Annotated in this window: 21 protein-coding genes and 1 tRNA gene; 14 read left to right on the top strand and 8 right to left on the bottom strand. The window is 27.4% G+C overall.

What is annotated here, in order from left to right; genetic code table 4:
* The first annotated feature begins 283 nt into the window (after positions 1-283).
* The 4 genes from MAU_RS02065 (at position 284) to MAU_RS02080 (ending at position 5738) form a co-directional block, all read left to right on the top strand.
* Positions 284-2053 carry a M28 family peptidase gene (locus MAU_RS02065; RefSeq protein WP_004424725.1) on the top strand — a complete coding sequence of 590 codons (1770 nt, stop codon included), beginning with the start codon at positions 284-286 and terminating at the stop codon, positions 2051-2053.
* Between the two features lie 180 nt (positions 2054-2233).
* The gene (locus tag MAU_RS02070) at positions 2234-3625 is read left to right on the top strand and encodes a DUF2130 domain-containing protein (protein WP_004424727.1); all 1392 of its coding nucleotides are present in this window, start codon (positions 2234-2236) and stop codon (positions 3623-3625) included.
* Between the two features lie 150 nt (positions 3626-3775).
* Positions 3776-4801 carry a variable surface lipoprotein gene (locus MAU_RS02075; RefSeq protein WP_004424731.1) on the top strand — a complete coding sequence of 342 codons (1026 nt, stop codon included), beginning with the start codon at positions 3776-3778 and terminating at the stop codon, positions 4799-4801.
* A 247-nt stretch (positions 4802-5048) separates the two neighbouring features.
* The gene (locus tag MAU_RS02080; RefSeq protein WP_004424734.1) at positions 5049-5738 is read left to right on the top strand and encodes a hypothetical protein; all 690 of its coding nucleotides are present in this window, start codon (positions 5049-5051) and stop codon (positions 5736-5738) included.
* A 105-nt stretch (positions 5739-5843) separates the two neighbouring features.
* On the opposite strand, the gene MAU_RS02085 is transcribed toward MAU_RS02080, so the two are convergent.
* The 7 genes from MAU_RS02085 to MAU_RS02115 all read right to left on the bottom strand — a co-directional run bounded on the left by MAU_RS02085 (position 5844) and on the right by MAU_RS02115 (position 12766).
* Complete coding sequence (locus MAU_RS02085) at positions 5844-6896, bottom strand: zinc-dependent alcohol dehydrogenase family protein (protein ID WP_238543391.1); 1053 nt, start codon at positions 6894-6896, stop codon at positions 5844-5846.
* A gap of 293 nt (positions 6897-7189) precedes the next feature.
* Positions 7190-7954 (bottom strand): MAG0920 family protein, encoded by a 765-nt coding sequence (locus MAU_RS02095; protein WP_004424740.1) that lies wholly within the window; start codon positions 7952-7954, stop codon positions 7190-7192.
* Positions 7935-8699 carry a hypothetical protein gene (locus tag MAU_RS02100; protein ID WP_004424743.1) on the bottom strand — a complete coding sequence of 255 codons (765 nt, stop codon included), beginning with the start codon at positions 8697-8699 and terminating at the stop codon, positions 7935-7937. Before MAU_RS02100 ends, MAU_RS02095 begins: the two co-directional genes overlap by 20 nt.
* Before the next feature lie 126 nt (positions 8700-8825).
* A complete protein-coding gene (locus tag MAU_RS03680) occupies positions 8826-9323 on the bottom strand; it encodes a hypothetical protein (RefSeq protein WP_238543392.1) in 498 nt (165 codons plus the stop codon).
* A gap of 280 nt (positions 9324-9603) precedes the next feature.
* Complete coding sequence (locus MAU_RS03685; RefSeq protein WP_052000279.1) at positions 9604-9831, bottom strand: DUF3892 domain-containing protein; 228 nt, start codon at positions 9829-9831, stop codon at positions 9604-9606.
* A 235-nt stretch (positions 9832-10066) separates the two neighbouring features.
* Positions 10067-10915 carry a hypothetical protein gene (locus tag MAU_RS03690; RefSeq protein ID WP_004424747.1) on the bottom strand — a complete coding sequence of 283 codons (849 nt, stop codon included), beginning with the start codon at positions 10913-10915 and terminating at the stop codon, positions 10067-10069.
* Positions 10916-11152: 237 nt separating this feature from the next.
* A complete protein-coding gene (locus MAU_RS02115; RefSeq protein ID WP_004424750.1) occupies positions 11153-12766 on the bottom strand; it encodes an ABC-F family ATP-binding cassette domain-containing protein in 1614 nt (537 codons plus the stop codon).
* 202 nt (positions 12767-12968) lie between these two features.
* Between MAU_RS02115 and MAU_RS02120 the strand changes: the two genes are divergently transcribed.
* Positions 12969-13044 (top strand) — tRNA-Lys (locus MAU_RS02120).
* 59 nt (positions 13045-13103) lie between these two features.
* On the opposite strand, the gene MAU_RS02125 is transcribed toward MAU_RS02120, so the two are convergent.
* The gene (locus MAU_RS02125) at positions 13104-15260 is read right to left on the bottom strand and encodes an ATP-dependent Clp protease ATP-binding subunit (protein WP_004424754.1); all 2157 of its coding nucleotides are present in this window, start codon (positions 15258-15260) and stop codon (positions 13104-13106) included.
* Between the two features lie 201 nt (positions 15261-15461).
* Between MAU_RS02125 and MAU_RS02130 the strand changes: the two genes are divergently transcribed.
* The 9 genes from MAU_RS02130 to MAU_RS02170 are packed head-to-tail and all read left to right on the top strand — an operon-like array spanning position 15462 to position 22554.
* Complete coding sequence (locus MAU_RS02130; RefSeq protein WP_004424758.1) at positions 15462-15938, top strand: hypothetical protein; 477 nt, start codon at positions 15462-15464, stop codon at positions 15936-15938.
* Positions 15939-16739, top strand: a complete 801-nt coding sequence (locus MAU_RS02135) for a F0F1 ATP synthase subunit A (protein ID WP_004424761.1) — start codon at positions 15939-15941, stop codon at positions 16737-16739.
* Positions 16740-16767: 28 nt separating this feature from the next.
* Positions 16768-17073: an ATP synthase F0 subunit C gene (atpE, locus tag MAU_RS02140; RefSeq protein ID WP_004424764.1), complete on the top strand. Its 306-nt coding sequence runs from the start codon at positions 16768-16770 to the stop codon at positions 17071-17073.
* A 54-nt stretch (positions 17074-17127) separates the two neighbouring features.
* The gene (locus tag MAU_RS02145) at positions 17128-17688 is read left to right on the top strand and encodes an ATP synthase F0 subunit B (protein ID WP_004424766.1); all 561 of its coding nucleotides are present in this window, start codon (positions 17128-17130) and stop codon (positions 17686-17688) included.
* A gap of 10 nt (positions 17689-17698) precedes the next feature.
* Positions 17699-18232, top strand: coding sequence for a F0F1 ATP synthase subunit delta (locus MAU_RS02150; protein ID WP_004424769.1), 534 nt, complete (start codon positions 17699-17701; stop codon positions 18230-18232).
* Positions 18233-18260: 28 nt separating this feature from the next.
* On the top strand, positions 18261-19844 hold the full coding sequence (gene atpA / locus MAU_RS02155) for a F0F1 ATP synthase subunit alpha (RefSeq protein ID WP_004424771.1): 1584 nt from the start codon (positions 18261-18263) through the stop codon (positions 19842-19844).
* A complete protein-coding gene (gene atpG, locus MAU_RS02160) occupies positions 19823-20701 on the top strand; it encodes an ATP synthase F1 subunit gamma (protein ID WP_004424774.1) in 879 nt (292 codons plus the stop codon). The genes atpA and atpG overlap by 22 nt, the downstream gene beginning before the upstream one ends.
* Positions 20702-20714: 13 nt before the next feature.
* On the top strand, positions 20715-22178 hold the full coding sequence (gene atpD / locus MAU_RS02165; RefSeq protein ID WP_004424778.1) for a F0F1 ATP synthase subunit beta: 1464 nt from the start codon (positions 20715-20717) through the stop codon (positions 22176-22178).
* Between the two features lie 4 nt (positions 22179-22182).
* Positions 22183-22554: a F0F1 ATP synthase subunit epsilon gene (locus tag MAU_RS02170; RefSeq protein ID WP_004424780.1), complete on the top strand. Its 372-nt coding sequence runs from the start codon at positions 22183-22185 to the stop codon at positions 22552-22554.
* Positions 22555-22569 lie beyond the last annotated feature (15 nt).

The following is a 22569-nucleotide window of genomic DNA, read 5'->3' on the forward strand; positions in this document are numbered from 1 at the left end:
GAATCAATAAATTAGTCTTTTTTATGACAAATTCCTATCTTTCTATCCAATTCATTGGATAATAGTGTCCAATAGTTCCAATAATGCTAAAAAAGCAATAAAAGAGAGTATTATGGTAAATGTAACGATACTAAATATTGTAATTAAATTTGAAATTATCAATTTAATTGATTTATCTAAGAAATTGTTACGAGTTTGGAATAAAAAATAAAAAACATTAAAGAAATAATGCAACATTTTGAAACTAAACCAAATTTATAAACTAAGGAAAATAAAAAAACGTATGAAAAAGGCAAATAAGATTCTTTTAAGCATAACATCATTAGCTTCTATAAGTATAATGCCACTAATTGCAGCAAAATGTGATAATAGCAACAAGGATTCAAATAATAATAGCTCAAATAAAGATAAAAACGACTTCAAAGTAGAAAAAATTGATGAAAAAATAAAAAATATGGAAGCATATAAAATATTTCAAGACTTTATATACTCCACAAGAGGTCGGATTGCAGGTAATGTTTTTAACTTTGATAAAAGTATTTTAGATATAAGTGACTCAGGAATTAAAAAAGGCTTTAAATTAAATAGCACCCAAAAGCTAACAAGCAAACTTTTTGAAAATAAGATATTACACCCATATGATGAAAAAAATCCAATAATTGATCTAGCAAAAGATAGCAGTTTCAACTTCGGAAATTACAGAGCATACCAGCTTTTAATTAGCAAAATTAAACAAATGGGATATAAAAATAATAATCCAAATGAAATTGAATATCCAACACAAAATGAAGTAAAAGAAGTTGAAAAAGAAGTAGATGGTAAAAAAATCAAAATGGGAGAAGCTACTGCTAAAAATGGTACTGAGTTTGTAACAGATAGCAGTGATACAAAAAAACACATTCCTGTAACAGTATTTAAAAACGAAAATAAAGTTGTAAAAGATATTGAAGCTAAACTAAAAGAAGATGGATTTGTTACTCATGGTTTTTTATTTACAAGAACACCATGAGATAATAGAGTTGCGCCTGAATTTAACAACGTAGGAAACAATGTTATTGTAACAATTAATCCTACTGGGCAAAATAAAGAAAATATAAAAGACTTTTTCATTGTTTCGCATTATGATTCTATGAATAATGTTGGACCAAAAGCAGTTTCATGAGGAGCATCTGATAATGCTACTTCAGTCTCAGTTAACTTAAGAATTCTAAAACATTTTTCCGATCCAAAAAATCGAGAAAAATTAGGTGTGAGATTGCACATTGTCTTTGCTGACGCTGAAGAACTTGGTTTCTTTGGTTCTGAAGCATTTGTACACCAATTTTTATCTGAAAGAGATGGTAAGAAAACTGAGCTACAAAAAAATGCTTTAGGAATGATTAACATGGACACAGTAGCTGGAGGGGATGTTTTACATGTACACAGCCCTGATTCAAGAGCTACACAAAAAGTTAAAGATGCAAATGTTTCACAACATTTACGTGACCAAATTCATACAATTTCAAGACAAAGAAGTTTAAAACTAAATGATATAACTCAAGAGTTAAATATTCATCCAATGTATGAAGCAGGTGGCTTTAAACCTGGAGAAACTGGTGATTTTTCAGACCATGCTCCTTATTATTTAAAAGCTAAAATGCCAATTGCTAACATTGAAGCAACCAATTATTCAATTTATGCACCAAGTACTGGTGAATATGATGGATATTCAATGACAACTAATCCAAATGCTTGACTAAGAAAAACAGGCAAAAAAGATAAAGATGGCAATGAAATGTATGAACCAACTCCATTAGTTGAAACAATCATTGGCGATGGAACACTAAAAACTTACAAATTTGATGAAAGCAAATATAAAAAAGCTGATTTTGCAGTTACTGGAAATATTTGACACAGTGACTTAGATACACCTCAATGATTTGATGAATATTTCGGAGCTAAGTTCTATCATCAACTAGATACAACATATGAAACAGTTATTTCATATTTAGCATCTAATTGACAATTTAAAAAAGAAGAAAATGGCAAACAAACACTTGTATATTTTGAATAGTTAATTAAACTTTTTAAAAACTCTAAGATAAAGGAATCTTGGAGTTTTTGTTATTTATTTTTAGCCTTATTTAAAAGCTGTTACATTCTAAAATCTGTATTAAAATTAGTAATAAATAAAAGATATTAGAAGCATTGATTTTTGAATATTTATATTTAGGTTAGGATAAAAAAAGATTATATGGAAAAAATAAAATTCATTATTTTAAATCATCACACAATTGAATTAGCTGAAGATGCAAAGAAAGGTGACATCATTGATTTATCAAATGCACAATCAGTTGATTTAACAATTATATTAGATCAAATAAATAAAACTAAAGATGAAGTTTATGCTAAAAAAATTAAGGAAAACAATCAAATATTAGAAGCGAAGTTCAACTCAGATCTTGAATCTAAATTAAAGGATCAGTCCTTGAAATTCGAACAAGAAAAAAAAGAAAAAGACATTGAAATTGAAAACTTAAAAGTCCAAATTAATGAAATTAATAAGACAATTGAAGAAAAACTTAAAGCAAAAGAAATTGAAATTAATCTAAAAAATGAAAATTATATAAAGAATTTAAAAGACCAAATTCTAAGTTTTAATGAAGAACTAAAAAAACAAGAAGATGATCTACAGCAAAAACATGAAACTGAAATTGCCAAATTAACCTTATCTTTTAGTGAAGAAAAAACTGATTTAAAAGACCAATTGAAAGATGCAATTAATAAGCTTGAAACAATAAACCTTAAACATAAAAATGAATTAATAACTAATAGTCAAGAAAAAGATTCCCAAATTAAATCCTTAACCCATGAAAATGAACAACTAAAAAGAGAAAAACTATCAAAGAATATAAAAATCATTGGTGAAGAGTTAGAAAATTATTGTTTAAATGAATTTAATAATGTTTCAACTTATGCTTTTAAAACTTCAACATTTGAAAAAGATAACATTGCAATTAGAAATGATAATGACCTAAAAGCAACAAAAGGGGACTTTATTTTTAAAGTCTATGCTGAAGAAGAAAAAGAAAATTTGCTTCTAAGTGCTATGTGTGAAATGAAAAGTGAACTTCTAAATTCAGAAAACAAAAAGAAAAACAACGATCATTATAAAAAACTAAATGATGATAGAGAAAAAAAGAATTTAGATTATGCGCTATTAGTAAGTGAATTGGAATATCAAAATACAGATTGGTTAATTTATAGAGTTCAAGAATATAAGAATATGTTTGTAATTAGACCTCCATACTTTACAATAATGCTTGGTGTTTTAGAAACTATTGCCCTAAAATATAAAGATCTAAAATTAAATAAAATAAATCAAGAACTAAGTCTAAAAGAAAAAACTCAAATTTTAAATGAGTTTGAAGAATTTAAAAATAATTTGCTAAACAATGCCCTAAAAAATATTGACAATCATGTTAAAAACATAAGAAATTCAGCTGAAAAAATCCAAACTGAAGCTTCTAAAATTCTAGAAAGTACAAGAGTAATTGTTGAAAGTCACCTAAAAACAGTTGAAAACAAAATTAATGATTTTAAAATTGAATCACTAGCTAAAAAAGTTGAAAAAATTAAGGAATAATTACTAATTTTTAGCTGTAAATGGCCACTTTTTGGCAATTTTTTGATTTATTTTGCGCAATTTCTTGGGATTTGCAAAAAAAAAGTGTATTATATTTCCATCTCCGTTTTCAAAGCAAAATCAAATTATTATTAAGGAATATAAACACTTATGAAAAAGCTAAATAAAATTCTTATTTCTTTAGGTTCAATTGTCTCAATATCAGCCCTTCCTTTAGTTGCAGCTTCATGTAAAAAAACAAAAAAACAAGAAGATACAAATAACAGCTCTTCTAATTCTTCTTCAAATACTGAAAATTCAAATGAAACTATGAATAATGGTGATTCAGGTTCTCATAATATTCAAGGTGATGATTCAAATGCTACTACACCAAATGGTGGTACATACAAAGTTGAAGTTGATAGCGCAGAAGAAAAAAGAAAACTTGAAGAAGAAAAAGCTAGAGATTTAAAAGATATTGAAGTAGTTAAAGGAATAATTGAGGAGCATAAGGATGCTTTTGGTTCATTCCATAACCAAAGTGAATTTTTAGACCAAATAAACCTATATGCCAATGAAAAGGGTATTAAAGACCTGAAACTTGAAGATGATATGGATAAAACAAAAAATCTTGAAGTTGACACTGAGGGTGGAAAAAATAATAAGATAAAACTACAATTAAGATCTAAAAAATTTGATGTTACTCTGGGGAAGGTATTAAAAGATAGAGTTATTACAAAATATTACATTTTTGGAAATGATAAAAATATCTTAACTAATGATGGTAATACTTGAAGTGCACAAAACAAAAAAAGTAATGAAAAAATTGTTATAACTCAATTAGGATATTTTTATAATGAACAACAAGGCAATAATAAATATATAACTCTTACACCGCTTCCTAACTACACAATAAAAGTTCCAACTTATCTACCAAGCAAAATAAAATCATTCTATTTATCATTTTATAATTTAAAATCAAGCAGTATCGAAAACCTAGACCAATGAATTACTAAAAATATAGTAATGGGTGAACAAGCTTTTCTTAATGCTGTTAACTTTGACCAAGACTTAAGCAAGTGAGATATGTCAAATCTTAAAAATTCAAAACAATTTTTTAAAGATGCTAAAAAATTAACTTATTTGGAAAAAATTGCAGAAGCTTGAAAAATATCTAAAGATAAACTTACTAAATAGGTTTAAATAACATAAAAAGTCCAAGCACAAAAGAAGCTTGAACTTTTTTTATATGAGTTAATGCTTCAAATACTTCTCAGTTAAAAAATAGTTTTTTTATATTAAACAACAAGACTTCAGGATACTTTAAAAAAGTTATAAAATTTAGGTAAATAAAGGCAATTTTCATTGATTTGAATTTAAAATACAGCTTTGCTAATTTAATCTAATTTATACATGAAAACAATGACTGAAGGGAACTTAAATTATGGAAAAATATTTTGAAAACGTAAAAGATTGATTTTATTTAATAAACACTTATTCATCTAATAATATAGATGAAAAGGAGATACAAAAAACTTTTGAATCTAACACAAAAAGTTTTGAAAAATTTGAAGATAAGAATCTTTACTATAGCCTTATATCAGGAATTGTTTTTATGATTCATGAAATTGAATTTAACTTGGATGGAGCATGTAATTCAAAAATATGCGATAAGATTCTATCAACAACAAATTTAGATGAGTTGACAAAAGTTTTTGGCTTTGCAAGCAATTTACGAAGAATTAGTCATTTTGATTTTGATTATTTATCAATAAAAGACACTGTTGTAGCAGAGTATGCTAAACATAATGTCTTATATACTTATGGAGAACCTAATATTGAAATAAACACAAGCTACAAATGAACACCAAATGAAAAGAATATCACTTATTTATATTCATCCAATGAACTAAAGGAAATTAAGAAAACAATAGACCAAAAAGAAATAGAAAAATTCAGAAAGATTGATAAGAATACTGAATTACAATTTATTAATATTGATGGTGAACAATTAATAAATTGACTAGAAAAAATTTCAATCAATGAAATAATGAATTGGTATCAAAACTATTCAATTAATGACTTTTTAGAAGAATGAGGACTTGAAGATATAAAAGAAATAGAAAACTTCTAGTAGTCAAAAAAATTAGCCACAGTATAATACTGTGGTTTTATTATTTTAGACATGCTTTCTTAGAATTTTAATCTTATTAATCTAACTCAAAATTTTTAAAATTGCTTATTTAGTTGCATCAATGAAGATTTTCATTGCTTTGTTGTCAGCTGCATTGATGAATGTTTCATAAGCTTTCATCATATCTGATAGATTGAATTTATGAGTAATCAATTGGGATACTGGCAATTTACCTGTAGATACTGCATTAATTAGCATTGGAAGTGTATTTGTATTTACTAATCCAGTTGTAATTGTGATATTTTTAATTCAAAGATTTTGTACATTGAAATCAACTGGTTTACCGTGTACTCCAACAATTGAAACATGGCCACCAGGTTTCACAATTTTTTGGCATATATCCCAAGTTTGTGGAATTCCTACTGCTTCAATTGCTACATCAACACCGTCGCTGCCAACAATTTCTTTTAGATTATCAAATAATTTTTCATCTGGAGTTAATGTATGTGTTGCGCCTAGTTTCTTAGCCATTTCCAAACGGTTTTTATCTAAGTCAATAACAATTAGTTGCGCAGGAGAATATAATTGTGCTGTTAATAAAGCTCCCATACCAACAGGGCCAGCGCCAATGATAGCCACACTTTTTCCAGGCCCTACATTGCCATATTGCACACCAATTTCATGTCCAGTAGGCAATGCATCTGATAACATAACTGCTACTTCATCATTTATTGATTGAGGATATTTGTATAAACTATTATCTGCAAATGGAACTCTTACATATTCAGCTTGTGTTCCATTAATCATATATCCAAGTTTTCATCCACCTTCTTGTTCACGACAATGTGAGTATAACTGTCTTCTGCAATTATCACATTTGCCACAAGGAGTAATGCAGCCAATTAAGACTTTATCGCCAACTTTGACATTGGATACACTACTTCCTACTTCTTCAAGAATCCCAATGCCTTCATGACCTAAAATTCTACCGCTTGCTACTTCTGGATTTTTTCCTTTATAAATACCTAAATCAGTTCCACATATTGTTGTTCTTGTAACTTTGATGATTGCATCTGTAGGTTTTAAAATAACGGGTTTATCAACCATTTCAAGAGAAATATTATGTTCTCCGTGATAAACTAAAGCTTTCATTTTCATAATTTATAAATCTCTTTTGCTCTTTTTTACTTACATAAGAAATTATAAAGGATTACAAGCCTTATAGATATATAAGTATTGATTGATTATTTTAAGTTTGATTATTATCGTTAATGGATTAATATATGTATTTTTCTTAGTGATTTAATTCCTAAAAAGTTTTAAAAGCATTGTATTGCTTTTTAGCAGTAGTTATTCCTAGATTAAAGAAAGAATAAAAAAAACAAGAAAACTCATAGTTTCTTGTTAAATAGTTTGAAGAAGTTTTGTTTGTATTATTTATATAAAAAGAGTTATCTATCAAATATATAGTTGCGATTTTGGTAAACATATGAGCATTCTTCAAGTGTATATGATTCCATATCAATAGCAACATCATCATAATTAAAGATTAAAAAATAATAAAATTCTTCACTTAATTTCTTATCATCGTATTTATAAAAGCGTTCTTTTCAATTATCATTTTTAATCTTATATTTTTGAGTTAAATAATAATCTCTTTTTCTTACAATTATATATAAATCTAAGTTGTCTGAAAATTTAAACTTATTTAGTAGGTCAATGTTTTCTTTTGCTTGAATATTTTCAAACAAAAGACCATCTAATTTACTATTATTGATTTTTCATTGATTAAATTCTTTTTTTACTTTATTCATCTTTTTTATAAAAAATAAACTAATAGAGAATACTGCAATTGAAAAACCTAAAGCAGCTCATCATAGATAAATAAAATAGGTAACCTTAGCTTTTAAAATATCAATATGAAATCTTGTTACAAATGAAAGTGATATGAAAAATAAAGGTATTGAAATCACTATAAAAACAATAAAAAGGGGGATTAATTTTTTAAATTTATTATTAAATGTATCAAAGAATGTGTCGTCTATTTTAATATTTTTAGATAAAAAGAAATTTGAAGATTTTTCTTTTATTCATATTCTTTTTATTTGATAATGATACATAAGAAGAAAAATATAAAAAGCAATTAATAAAAAGAGATTTAAAAAAGAAAATGTCGTTGCCAGTGGGTTAAAAAGTTTATTGTATGCTGAAATCATTGTCCAAAAACTCTCCTATAAAATATAAAAAATATTCTTTTGAGTAAGTAACATTATTGATTTGTATTCCTGAATCATAATCAAATAACAAGAAATACAGTAATTTTGGAATATCTATTTTGTTATCTTTTATAAAATATTTATTTGTACTTTTAATCTTTTTTGTATAAAAATGTTTCATTGATTTCTTAAAGATTGGAATTTTTAGTTCGAAGTCTTCATACAATATTATGTTTTGAAATTGCTCATAATTTAAGGGTTTTTCTATTTGCTTATTTCATTGAGGAAGTTTGTCATTTTGTATTATTCAATCATCAATTATTTTTTTAGTTTTATTTATATTAAGAAGATCAAATGTAGTTTCTATTATTGCTATAATTGCAAGAATTGGAAAACCAATTAATGCAAATAAGACAAGGTAATCAGTAATACTACTCGTTTTTAAATCTATAAAAAAATAAGATATTCCTAGACCTAAATCTACTAGTAAGATAAATATAATATAAGTAATTAAAAATGCACAATAGTTTCTTTCTCTCCTTAAAAAAATAGAAAAATTGTTAAAAATATCTTTTGGTAATTTTATTGAATTTGATAGTATTGACTCTTTAGATCTGATCTTAATATTAATATATTCTCAATCATCTTTTTTAAGTCATAAATTAGCACAAGAAAATAAAATAAGAAGAAATCCAAAATTAGGAAGGACGATACTTGCAAATAAAACTGATAATATATTTAACATTTCGAAATAAGATCCTAGTCTTTTATTTGTTTATTTTATTACTTAATTTTGTTTTTGAGCAGATTTATTAAATTTAGAAAACTTAGTATGCAAAAAAAAGTTTATTTTTTAAGTTCAAATAAAAATCTAATTGTTAATTGAATTATTATTTAAACATTCATCTATAAAGAATAAGAAGTATTCTTTTGAATAAGTAGCATTATTGATTTGTATTCCTGAATCATAATCGAATAACAAGAAATATAGTAATTTTGGAATATCTATTTTGTTATCTTTTATAAAATGTTTTCTTGAATTTAAAATCTTATTTGTATAAAAATGTGCTTTAGAATCCTTAAAAACAGGAATTTTAATGACGAAATCTTCATACAATATTATGTTTTTAAACTTATCATAATCTAAGGGCTTTTCTATTTGTTTATTTCATTGAGGAAGTTTCTCATTTTGTATTACTCATTCATCAATTATTTTTTTAGTTTTATTTATCTTAACAAGTTCTCTTATAGACCAAAATAGTGGATAAGCAATTCCAAAAATAAATATAGGTATTGAAATTCAATAAAAACTTCATTTTATTGCTTTCTTATCATTTTTTCAAAAGATAAAATAAGGCTCTAAAATCATAATTATATTCAATAGGAATAGAAATAAAATAAGAGCAATTAGAAGACTAAGGTAAATTTTTTCTTTTCTAAAAAATATATAAAAATTATTAAATGTCTCTTTTGGTAATCTTATTGATTGTGATAACATTGTTTTCTTAGATTTAATTTTAAGGTTATAGATATTACTTGTTTTCTTAGTATGAATGTAAGTAATAAAATGAATCAAAATAATACCAACTATAAGTATGGGTAAAAACACACTTAAAACTATAATAAAAGATGTATCTGACATATACTAATTATCCTAAGTTATCCCATTTTATTTTGTTAGGAAATGTTCTAAGATATTCACCTTTCTTTGAATCTCTAACTCTTACAAGTCCATTTGCACTTAATTCAAAGTCACTTAACTTCAATAATTCTTCTAATGTTTTTATTTCACCTGTTTCTTGATTTTTGAAATGTGTATTAACTCCACCTACACCTCCTTCATCATAAGGTTTATCAAGAATAGTTTCATTTACCACAACTCATTTTACGTTTTTAAGATGTGATATTATGTCAGCAATTCAATAGCTTTATTTTGAATTTCAATATTTCTTTCTCGAAATTTATTTAATTCCTTTATGTCTTTTATAACTTCAAAAGTTGAGATTATAGGTTGAATATAACTAGAAATTTTAGATATAATTCTAGGATTTAAAGCGCGGTTAAAATCAACAATATCATATTTTAATTTCGTAATTGAAAAGCATAAAGAAATTAATTTTTAGCCATTTTGCCCACTGTCGTTGATTTATATTCTGATAAAATATTATTAATTTCCTCAAATGACTGAATTGAATTAACTACATGATAATGTGCCACTTTTAATGTAGAAGCAACTAAACCTAAGGTGGTGGTTGCAATACTTAATAAACTTGCAGGAACAGCTGTTGCTCCAAAAGTTACCGCAGCTGTTGCATATAAAGCTGCTGCAGTAGCACCAGTAACAATTGATATACTTGTAATCTTTATCGAAGCAGTAAGTAATCTATCTGCTAATTTCATCTTATCTAGTACAGAACTTTTTATTTTGTCTAATAAATTTTTAAAATCTAAAATTTTATTTTCCACATTCTTTGATGATTCAACGCCATCATCATTTACTGCAAATTTATTTTTAATATCAGTTACTATTCTCTTATAATAACTTTTTGCTTCCTTATTAGCATTAGTTTTTAGTGTTTTTATTTCCTTTAATGATTTAACTAATAGTGAATGTAATTCTTTATTAAATTTTGTTTGTGCTTCATTGCTATTATATAAATTTTTATGTTGGTCTTGACTTATCATTCCTTTCTTTTGCATACTATCAACAAATTTTTTAAAAATTTCTTTATCCTTATTCCCAATTAAATTTTGAATATTCTTTTTTGCTGAAAGTTTTTCATCAAATTTGTCACCGATATTTTTAACTAAATCTTTTTCTTCAGATATAAAATCCTTAACTAAATCTAAAACCTTTGCCTCTTCATCAGATAAATTTTCTACCTTTTCAACAGCTACACTATTTGCACTAAGTGGCAAAAATGATGCTGATAATGAATTAATTAATCTTAATAATTGCATAATCTAGCCTTCTTTTTTTATCTTATTTCATTATTTTTTAATCAAATAAGATTAAATAGTTTAACCCTTAAATTAATCTAAATAACTAATTTTAATGACTATAATTCCTTCTTTTCATTTTTATTTTATTACTTTATAAAAACTTGTTTTTAAGATATTAAAAAATAAAAAAATAGACACAAAAAAACATAATTTTGGTCTATTTTTGCTGAATAAAACTTAATTATTTTTTAGTAATTAATATCCCATTGCTTCTTCATATTCTTCGAGGCTACCATAGAATAAAAAGCTTTCTTTTTCTTTGATTTCAAGAATTACGTTTGCACATTCTTTAATCATCGCGCGGTTATAAGTTGTAAAGATACAGCTTCCCTTATATGATTTTAGTGCATCAATTAAACTATCAATGGATTCAGAATCTAGATGGTCAAGAGGTTGGTCAAAAATTAAAAAGTTACTTTCTTCTAACATCAATTTTGACATCATTAATCTAACTTTTTCGCCCCCACTTGTTACTTGGACATTTTTAAATACGCTATCATTTGAAAATAACATTCGCCCTAAAAAAGCTCGCATTCTTGCATCACTATTATCTTTAGTTTCTTGAGTGCTATTATTTAGAGGTCATTTACTAATTCAATCAATGATTGATTGAGACTCATTGAAATATTCTTGATTATTGGATGGAAAATAATTTGGAGTAATTGTAATACCTCATTCAACACTTCCTGAAGTTGGCTTTCTTTTTCCGATTAGAATTTCAAGGAATCTAGTTTTAGCAATGTCATCATTACCAATGATGACCATCTTATCGCCAGGTTTCAAACTAAAGGAAACATTTTCAAATAAAGTATCATTATTTTCATTAACGTAAGTTAGGTCTCTTACATTTAGAATTTGTTTTCCAGGAATACGATTTAAATCAAATTTGATATAAGGGTACTTTCTTGATGAAGGCTTAATTTCATCAATAACAATCTTTTCAAGAAGTTTTTTACGACTTGTTGCTTGTTTGGATTTTGAAGCATTTGCTGAAAATCGTGCAATAAATTCTTTTAGTTTTTGGGCTTGTTCTTCTTTTCTTAAATTCGTTTTTTGTTGCATTTCAATTAGAAGTTGACTTGATTGTTTTCAAAATGAATAATTTCCAATAAATAATTTTGCTTCTGAATAATCGATATCAATAATATGAGTACAAATTGCATCCAAAAAATCACTATCGTGACTAACTACAATAACAATATTTGGATAGTCCATTAAGAAATTTTCAAGTCATTTGATTGTTTTTAAATCAAGTCTGTTAGTAGGTTCATCCATAATTAAAATATCAGGATTACCAAATAGCGCTTTTGCTAGTAGAACTTTAACTTTTTCAGCAGCTTTTAATTCTGACATTTGCATATACCATTTACTTGGTTCAATGCCTAGATTTGAAAGCAGCGTTTGAGCATCATTTTCAGCATTTCAGCCGCCCATTTCACCAAATTTTTCTTCAAGATGACTAGCTTTTTCATAATCTTCCATTGTAGCGTTTGGATCTTCATAAATCTTATTTTTTTCGATATTGATATCATATAATTCCTTGTTTCCCATGATAACAACATCAGTAACACTATAAGCATTAAATTCATCTTGGTTTTGGGATAGAACACTCATTCTTGCATTCTTACTTTTGATAATTTGTCCTTCAGAAGCTTCAACTTCACCACTTAAAATCTTTAAAAAAGTTGATTTTCCAACACCATTAGCCCCAATAATACCATAAACATTGCCTGGTAAAAATTTAATATTTATATTTGAAAAAAGCTTTTTATCTGGAAAAATCTTACTAATTCCGCACACATCTAACATCTAAAAACCTCCCATATATGTAAGCTATTTATTTAATAAATTAAAGAAAAATTTATTGGTATTTTTATGCTTAATTTGTATAGATAAAAATTAATATAAAAATAGCCTAAATAAATTTATTTAAATGTTAACATATAAATAATTTTTTTTAGTCTTTAATGTCTAAAAATGCTTTATAATTATTTTGTCAAATTTCTTTCATGCATCCTTAGCTCAGCCGGTAGAGCAAGGGACTCTTAATCCCTGGGTCGTGGGTTCGATCCCCACAGGATGTACCAAATAAAAAAGACAAGGCTAAAACTTGTCTTTTTTTGTTGCATTTTTTAGTTAAAATCTCTTAGTTTTCTTGTTGTAATTCCACACTTAAATCATTATTTTCCAAGGAAACTATAATTGAGCTATCATCTTTTACTTTATTGCTTAATATTAAATCAGCAATCTTATTTTCAATGTTATTTTGAATATATCTTTTTATATTTCTAGCTCCAAAAGCAGGATTGTATGCTTTTGTTGCTATGAAATATGCTACATTATCATCAAAAACTAAATTAATCTTGGTATTGTCTTTAATTCTTTTATTTAATTTATCAAGTTCAAGGGTTACTATTTCTTTTATGTTATTTAAGCCTAAATAATCAAAAGGAATAATTTCATCAATCCGATTGATAAATTCAGGTTTGAATTTTTTTAGAAGAATTGCATTAATTTCTTCCTTGGTTGGCATTCTATTGATAATTTCTTCGGATGCAACATTAGAAGTCATAATGATAATTGTATTTTTAAAATTAATTTTTCTTCCCTTATTGTCCGATAGCATTCCATCATCAAGAATTTGTAGCAATATATTTAAAACATCAATGTGTGCTTTTTCAATTTCATCAAATAAAATAATTGAATAAGGATTTTGTCTTACTTTTTCACTTAGCTGTCCGCCATTATCATCATAGCCAATATATCCTGGAGGCGAACCTATTAATTTTGAAACGGAGTGTTTTTCCATATACTCAGACATATCCAATCTAATAATATGGCTTTCATCATCAAATAAATTGGCAGCTAAAGCTTTAGCTAATTCAGTTTTTCCTACTCCTGTTGGCCCTAAGAATAAAAAGCTGCCAATTGGACGGTTTGGGTCATTGATATTTACTTTGTTTCTTTTAATTGCTTCCGAAACTAATTTGATAGCTTCAGGTTGTCCTTTTATTCGTTTTGCTAAATTGGAAGCTAAATTTAGAAGTTTTGTTTTTTGGCTTTCAAGTAATTTTGTTATTGGAATTTTGGTTCATTTGCTTACAATATTTGCCACTTCTTCTTCATCAATTGTTTCTTTGATTAAACGATTTTCTAAACTACTTAATTTATTTTCAATTTCTTTTTTTGCTTCTTGGAGTTGGGGAATTAAAACATACATAATTTTAGATGCTTCTAAATATTTACCTTCTGATTGCAAAATTGGTAGTTGTCTTCTTAAATCATCAATATTATCTTTATAGCTTGATAATTTTGCTATCAACTCTTTTTCATGATTTCATTGATTTATTAATTTGGAATGCTCTTCTTTTAGATGATTTAAATTCTCTTTGATACTTATAATGCGGTCTTTGTTATTAGATAAATTCTTGTCAACTGAATTTTCAATTGCAGCTTTTTCAATTTCAAGCTTAGCAATTTCATAATTAAGCTTTTCAATTGGTTCAGGTATATATTTCATTTCTGTTTTAATATTAGAAGCAGCTTCATCAATCAAATCAATAGCCTTATCTGGCAAGAAACGATCCGAAATATATCTTGCAGATAAATTTGCAGCAGCAACTAAGGCTTCATCTTTAATTTTTACTTCATGAAATGTTTCATAGCGTTCTTTTATTCCTCTTAGAATAGTAATAGTGTCTTGCACTGAAGGTTCAGCTATATAAATTTTTTGCATTCTTCTTTCTAAGGCAGAATCTTTTTCAATATGTTTCCGATATTCATCTAAAGTAGTTGCACCAATTAAATGTAGCTGTCCTCTTGCCATCATGGGTTTTAGCATGTTAGCTATATCCAAACTACTTTCGCCACTTTGTCCAGCTCCTACAATCATATGAATTTCATCAATAAACAAAATAATATCGTCATTTGCTTCTTCAATTTTTTTAAGAATACTTTGCATTCGCTCTTCAAATTGTCCCCGATAGGAAGTGCCAGCAATAATTGAAGAAATATTAAGTTCGTAAACTTTTTTATTTTTAAGATTTTCAGGAACTTGGTTTTCAATAATTTTTTGGGCTAAACCTTCAACAATCGCAGTTTTCCCAACTCCTGGCTCTCCTACTAAAACTGGATTATTTTTCGTTTTCCGCGACAAAATTCTTACTAGAGATCTTATTTCTTCGTCACGATTAATGACTAATTCTAATTTTCTTTCTAAGGCAAGTTGCGTTAAATTTCTTCCAAATTGGTTCAAAGGATCTTTAATTTCTTTATCTTCTGCTGGTGTTCATGATGCATGCATAATTTAGTCTCCTTCCATAAATAAAACTAATTAATCTAAAAAAGATTATAACACAATTTTAGCACTCTAATTAATTAAGTGCTAAATTATTTCTTTTTTATTTTTCTTAAATGTTTAAATATTTAGTTTTAAGAAAATTTAAGTATTAAAATATTTACAGGTTATCTTAATTAAGAATTTAATTAATATAACCACTTGAGCATGATTACATTAGATGGAAAAAGATTTTGAATAACCTATATAGCACTAAATATCAGTCTATTATTGGTATTTGGCGCAGTGGCATTTAGTAATTATTCAATGCTAACTGGCTATATTATAGGAAATATAAGCTTTCTATTTTTTTTATTAAGCCTTAAATTAGTTATGAAATTACTAAGTAATGTTGCAAATAATAAAAAAAATAAAACAAAAAAAGAAAAAAAAGATTCACATATTTATTTTTTTACTGCGTTTCTTATTTTTCTTTTAGGTTTGCTTTTAAATATTGGTTTATTTGTTTTATTTATTTGAATAAATTATTTTTATCATACTAAATTTGATAACAGTTCAAATATTGCTTTTTTTCCATTTAATACAATAGCAATGACAGCTCCTCATTTGCTTTTATCGGTACATGTAATAATTTGGGGCTTTCTTGCTTTAATCAAAAATAAAAAGAAAAAGAAAGGAGAATAGATGGATAAGCTAATAAATCTTCATTGATTTGGTGCAAATGAATTGAATGCCAACCAAATTTTTTCTTTAATTGTTTTAATGTTTTTGGTTTTGGTTTTATCAATTCTAATCTTCATTGCAATTAAAAGGCAAAAAATCAATCAAGCACCAAGCGCCACAGTTATATTAGTTGAAAGCATTGTCATTGGCGGAGATAATTTCTTTAGTGATACACATGAATCTAAATTTGATAAAGCAAATCCATATTTAATATCCTTATTTGCATTTATTTTTTTTGGAAATTTACTTTCTGTTGTTGGACTTGCTCCCATTGGAAGTAGTTTGTCTGCTGTGCTAGCAGCAACAATTGTAACTTGGCTAGGAACAGCTGGGATTGGCATTGCATATAATAAGTTTAAATACATAATTAAACTTCTCAATCCCCTTGAATTTGCATCCAACTACTCGCCAATTATTTCTTTAACATTCCGTTTATATGGAAATATTATTGGGGGAGTGGTGCTTGCTTCTTTAACTACTATGTTTCTAAATAACATATGAGCAAAAATTATTGGAGTACCTGTAACTTCAGATGCAACAACATTTAATCCCTTTGGCATTTTAGTTATTCCTGCATTTAATTTGTATTTTGATATTTTTGCAGGAATGATTCAAGCATTTGTTTTTGTTGTGTTAACAATGTCATACTGAAGCCAAGCAGCAGAAGTTGATGTGAAAGAGAAACATAAGAAAAAAATTAGAGACTGAAAGAAAAAAATTATTGCTAATAAGCAAGAAAAAAATACTATGGCAGTAGTATAAAATTAAAAATAAGATAGGAGAAAATATCATGATTGATAAATTAGATAAACTTTCTGAAACAGTATTAAGTTTTAGTAATACTGGTGCAGGTTTCAAAGATGGAAATTATCCTTTTGCATACGGGTTAACTATGTTAGGAGCAGGAGTTGCAATTTGTGGTTCTGGTGTTGTTTCTTTAGGACAAGGGATTGCTGTTGCTAAAGCCTGTGAAGCAGTTGGAAGAAATCCAGAAGCCCTTTCAAAAGTTCGTACCTTATTAATTCTTGGGCTAGCTATTGTTGAAACAGCTTCAATTTATTGTTTAGTTATTGCTTTATTATTAATTTTTGTTTAGTTATAAAAAATACTTAAAAATAAAGATTAGTTAAAACTAGTAAAGAAGCTAATTATGAATGCAAATTTGAATTTAATTGCAAAAATGAATACACATAGAGCAGCTAGTATAAGTGAAGAGTTAGAAAAAACATTTAAAGGACTATCATTCAACTGAACTTTGTTTGTTTTTTCACTTATTGTTTTAATGGTGGTCACTGCAATTATTACTTTTTTAGTTTATAAACCATTAAAAAAGATGGTAAAAGAACGCCAAAAATTTATTCAAGAAAATATTGATGCTTCCATTAAAGCAAAAGATGAAGCTCTAAAAATTCAAGAAGAGCGTGACTTAAAAATCATCGAAGCAACTAATCAAGCAAAAACAATTATTGAAAATGCCAGAGCTGAAAGTGAAAGAATTGTCAACACTGGTGCTGAAGCAGCTAAGAAAAAAGTTGAAATGATGCTTGAACAAGCTGAAGTTTTAATATCAAAAAGAAGAGACCAATTTAATAAAGAGCAAAAAAGAATTGTTATGGAAAATGCAGTGGAAATTGCAAAAAAAATTATTGGACGTGAAATTAAAGATAACGACAATATTAAACTAATTAATGAAGTATTAGATAAAAGTTAAACCTTAAATCATGACTGAATTAAATGAAACGATTAACAATTGAACATTTGCGCTCTTTGATTTGGCAAGAGAATCAGATGCTTTATTAGCCCAATTAAGCAATGATTGTGCTGAGATTTTAAAAATTATTAAACAAAATAAAGAATATTTAAAAATCTTGAATTCTTTTGATTTGCCAAATGAAAAAAAATATCAAATGATTGATGAAGCTTTTATTTCTTACCATCCATACATCGTTAATATCATTAAATTAGCAACCAAAAAACATATGGTTAAGTATCTTGATATCATTCTTCATCATTTCATTGAATTATCAAACGATAAATTAAATATTAAATATGGATATGTTTATTCAACAAAAAAACTAACTGAAAAAGAAATTACAAAACTCCAAACCAAGTTATCAAACAAATTCAGTGCAAAAATAATCCTCACAAATATCATCGATCCAAATTTAATTGGTGGAATAAAAATCAAAGTTGATGAATTTCTTATTGATAACTCAATATTAGGTAAGTTAAACAAAATTAAAGCATTAGCATAAAAAAAATATAAATAAGAAAGGAATAATCATGGCAATAAAACCAAGTGATTTATCTGCAATTATTAAAGATCAAATTAAGAATTTTAATGAAACATTTACCTATGATGAAGTAGGCCGTGTTATTACTGTTGGGGATGGTATTGCTTTAGTAAGCGGACTTAATAATATTGAATATGGTGAGTTAGTAATTTTTGAATGTGGCATTGTTGGAATGGCACTAAATTTAGAAGAAGAATTAGTTGGTATTGTTGTCATGGGTGATGATAGAAATATCGTTGAAAATTCATCCGTAAAAAGAACACATGAAGTTATTTCAGTAAAAGTTGGTGACGCATTATTAGGAAGAGTTATTAACGGACTTGCAAAACCTATTGATGGCAAAGGAAAAATTGATGCTGAAATTAGCCGGCCAATTTTTAAAATTGCCCCAGGTGTTATGACTAGAAAAGAAGTTTCGGAACCTCTTCACACAGGCATTTTAGCAATTGATGCCTTAATTCCAATTGGTAAAGGTCAACGTGAACTAATTATAGGTGATCGGCAAACTGGAAAAACAGCCATTGCAATTGATACTATTTTGAACCAAAAAAATAAGGATGTATATTGTATTTATGTTGCCATTGGCCAAAAGAATTCAACAATAACTCAAATAGTGGATCAACTAGCAAAGAATGATGCTCTAAAATATACAGTAATAGTTGCCACTTCTGCATCAGATAGTGCACCATTGCAATATATAGCTCCATATACAGGAGTGACAATCGCTGAAGAATGAATGTCAAAAGGTAAAAATGTTTTGATTGTTTATGATGATTTATCAAAACATGCTGTTGCTTATCGGACACTTTCTTTATTACTAAGAAGACCACCTGGTCGTGAAGCATATCCTGGCGATGTTTTCTATTTACACTCCCAACTTCTTGAAAGATCAGCAAGATTAGATGTTGATTATGGAGGTGGTTCAGTTACAGCTCTTCCTATCATTGAAACACAAGCAGAAGATATTTCAGCTTATATTCCAACAAATGTAATATCTATTACTGATGGCCAAATTTTTACAAAAGAATCCTTATTTAACTCAGGGCAAAGACCTGCTATTGATGTTGGCTATTCAGTGAGTCGGGTAGGTTCAGCTGCACAAACGAAAATGACTAAAAAAATTGTTTCAAGTTTAAAACTTGAATTAGCACAATATAATGAAATGCAAGCATTCTCACAATTTGGATCTGATCTTGACCAAAATACAAGAACAATTCTTGACCATGGTTCAAAAGTCTACGAGCTTCTAAAACAACCGCAATTTTCTCCATATTCTTCTGTCGAACAAATTATTTTATTATTCGCAGCAAAATACCGTTTGATTAATGTCATTCCTAAAAATCTAATAACTAAATATGCAACTAATTTGCTAACACATTTCTCAACAAACCCAGAAGCAACAAAAATCATGCGTAAGATCTTTGAATCTACTGATTGAAGTAATGAATTAATTGAGCAAATATATGACCAAATAATTCTATTCAATAGTGCATTTATTAAGACTATTCCTATGTATGTAGCTGAAAATTACAGTTTAGTTCCAGAATTACCATGAAAAGCCTCCAAAAAATAAAACAACGAATTAATTCAATTAATTCAACTAAAAAAATAACAAAGGCAATGGAACTTGTTGCTGCTGCCAAATTTGCTAAAAATAAAAATAAAATCAAAAACATTGAAGCTTATTTTCAAAATGTAGAAAGAATCTTTTTTGATTTAATCAAAAATACAAATCAAGATATTGATAGCCTGCTTAATGCACATGCATGAAACTTTAAAGTTAAAAGAAACTTATTTATTATTTTTGGAAGTGATTTGGGACTTTGTGGCTCTTTTAATTCCGAAATTTATAAAAAAGTTATTGAAACAGTGCAGGGGGATGATATTTTAATTGTTATCGGTAGTAAACTGCTTAGTTTAATTGAAAAAAATAAAAAGTATCATATTATTCAAACACTAATCCAAATTGGAGATAATCCAAACTACAATATCGCTCAAGTGGTTTCTAATAAAATATATGATGCTCTAGAAATTTCTTTGATTAATTCAGTTAAACTAATTTATACAAAATATGATAATCCTCTAAAATCAGACCCGATTGTCCAAGAGATATTCCCCATTTCTAAAGAAAAAATTCTTGAATATGAAAATAAAGAAAATCAAGCAGATGATATTCAGAAAGAAATTATTTTTGAACCTAATCCCGAAACTATTCTAATTAATTCATTTAAGATCTTTTTTGAAGCATCAATTTACAATGCATTAATTAATTCCAAATTATCAGAAACAAGTCAAAGAAGAACAGCAATGGAGCAAGCATCAGACAATGCAGAAGATTTAATTGATGAATTGAAAAATCAATACAACAGTTCACGTCAATCTAAAATAACACAAGAATTAACTGAAATTGTTAATGGCTCAAACGCCTAAAGGAGATAAAAAAATGGCAAAAAAAAGTGATGAAATAAAAGAAAAAGATAAAAAAGAAAAAACTGAATTAAATTATGGTGTTATCACTCAAATTATGGGTGCTGTTATTGATGTGCGCTTTAAAGAAGGTAAATCTCCTAAGATGCTAAATGCCTTGCAAATTATTGATGAAAAAAATCCAGATAATAATCAAATTCTAGAAGTGGCTCAACATATTGGAAATGATACAGTTAGAACAATTGCAATGAGTTTAACAATTGGACTAAGACGTGGTTTAAAAGTTTTAGATTTAGGAAGACCAATTTCTGCGCCTGTTGGTGAAGAAATTCTTTCAAGAATGTTTAATGTCCTAGGTGAACCTATTGATTTAAAAGCAGGTGAATTTAAAAATAGAATGCCAATTCACCGCGCTGCTCCTGGTTTTGAAGATCAAAAATCAACTCTTGAAATTTTTGAAACAGGAATAAAAGTTATTGATCTTTTAATTCCTTATATCAAGGGCGGAAAAATTGGTTTATTTGGCGGAGCTGGAGTTGGAAAAACTGTTTTAATTCAAGAATTAATTAATAATATAGCTAAACAACATGGGGGACTTTCTGTTTTTGCTGGTGTTGGGGAAAGAACAAGAGAAGGAAATGATTTATACCATGAAATGAAAGCCAGTGGTGTTCTTAATAAAACAGCCCTAGTCTTTGGACAAATGAACGAACCTCCAGGAGCTAGAATGCGTGCGCCATTTACAGCGCTAACCATGGCTGAATATTTTAGAGACCAAATGGGACAAGATGTTTTATTATTTATTGATAATATCTTTAGATTTACCCAAGCTGGTTCCGAAGTCTCAGCGCTTTTAGGAAGAATGCCTTCAGCAGTTGGTTACCAACCTACATTAGCTGTTGAAATGGGACAGTTACAAGAAAGAATTACTTCGACAAATAAAGGCTCGATTACTTCTGTACAAGCCGTTTATGTGCCTGCTGATGACTTAACTGACCCAGCACCAGCAACGACATTTACACACCTTGATGCAAAAACTGTTTTAGATCGTGATATTGCAGCTCTTGGTATTTATCCAGCAATTGATCCTTTAGGCTCCAATTCAAGAGTGATGGATCCAAATATCATTGGTCTAGAACATTATAATGTAGCAAGAGAAGTGCAAAATATCTTACAACGTTTCAAAGAATTGCAAGATATTATTGCTATTCTTGGAATGCATGAGCTATCAGAAGAAGATAAAAAAATTGTTGCAAGAGCCCGTAGAATTCGTAGCTTCTTATCACAACCATTTTTTGTGGCTGAAAAATTTAGTGGAATTAAAGGTAAATTTATCAAACTTTCTGACACAATTCGCTCCTTTAAAGAAATTCTTAGTGGTAAATATGACAATTTACCTGAAGAAGCCTTTTTATATGTTGGCACCATTGAAGATGTAATTGAAAAAGCTAAAAACATTGGCTATAAATTTGAAGAATAACTATATGGCAAATAAAAATATAAACTTAGTTATCAGTACTCCTAATGGTGTTTATTATCAAACAAAAACTCCAATCGTAACTTTTAGTACAACCGAAGGACAAATTGGACTAATGAAAGATGCTCTTCCTTTCATAGCCGCTTTAGTGCCCTCACAAATTATTATTAAAGAAGAAAATAACACAAATAAAATCTTTTATATTGATAAAGGCATTGTAGAATTTAAAAATAACATACTTTCTTTAATTGTCAATGATATTGATAGCAAACCAATTGATTTAGAAAAGAAATTCGAACAAGCAAAGCAAACCAAATACGCAATTATTGAAGAGCTATATATCAAAAAGAAATTGGCTGAAAAAAATAATAAAAACTAACAAAAAAACAAGCAA

The sequence above is a fragment of the Metamycoplasma auris 15026 genome (assembly GCF_000367765.1).
Taxonomy (GTDB): Bacteria; Bacillota_I; Bacilli_A; order Mycoplasmatales; family Metamycoplasmataceae; genus Metamycoplasma; species Metamycoplasma auris_A.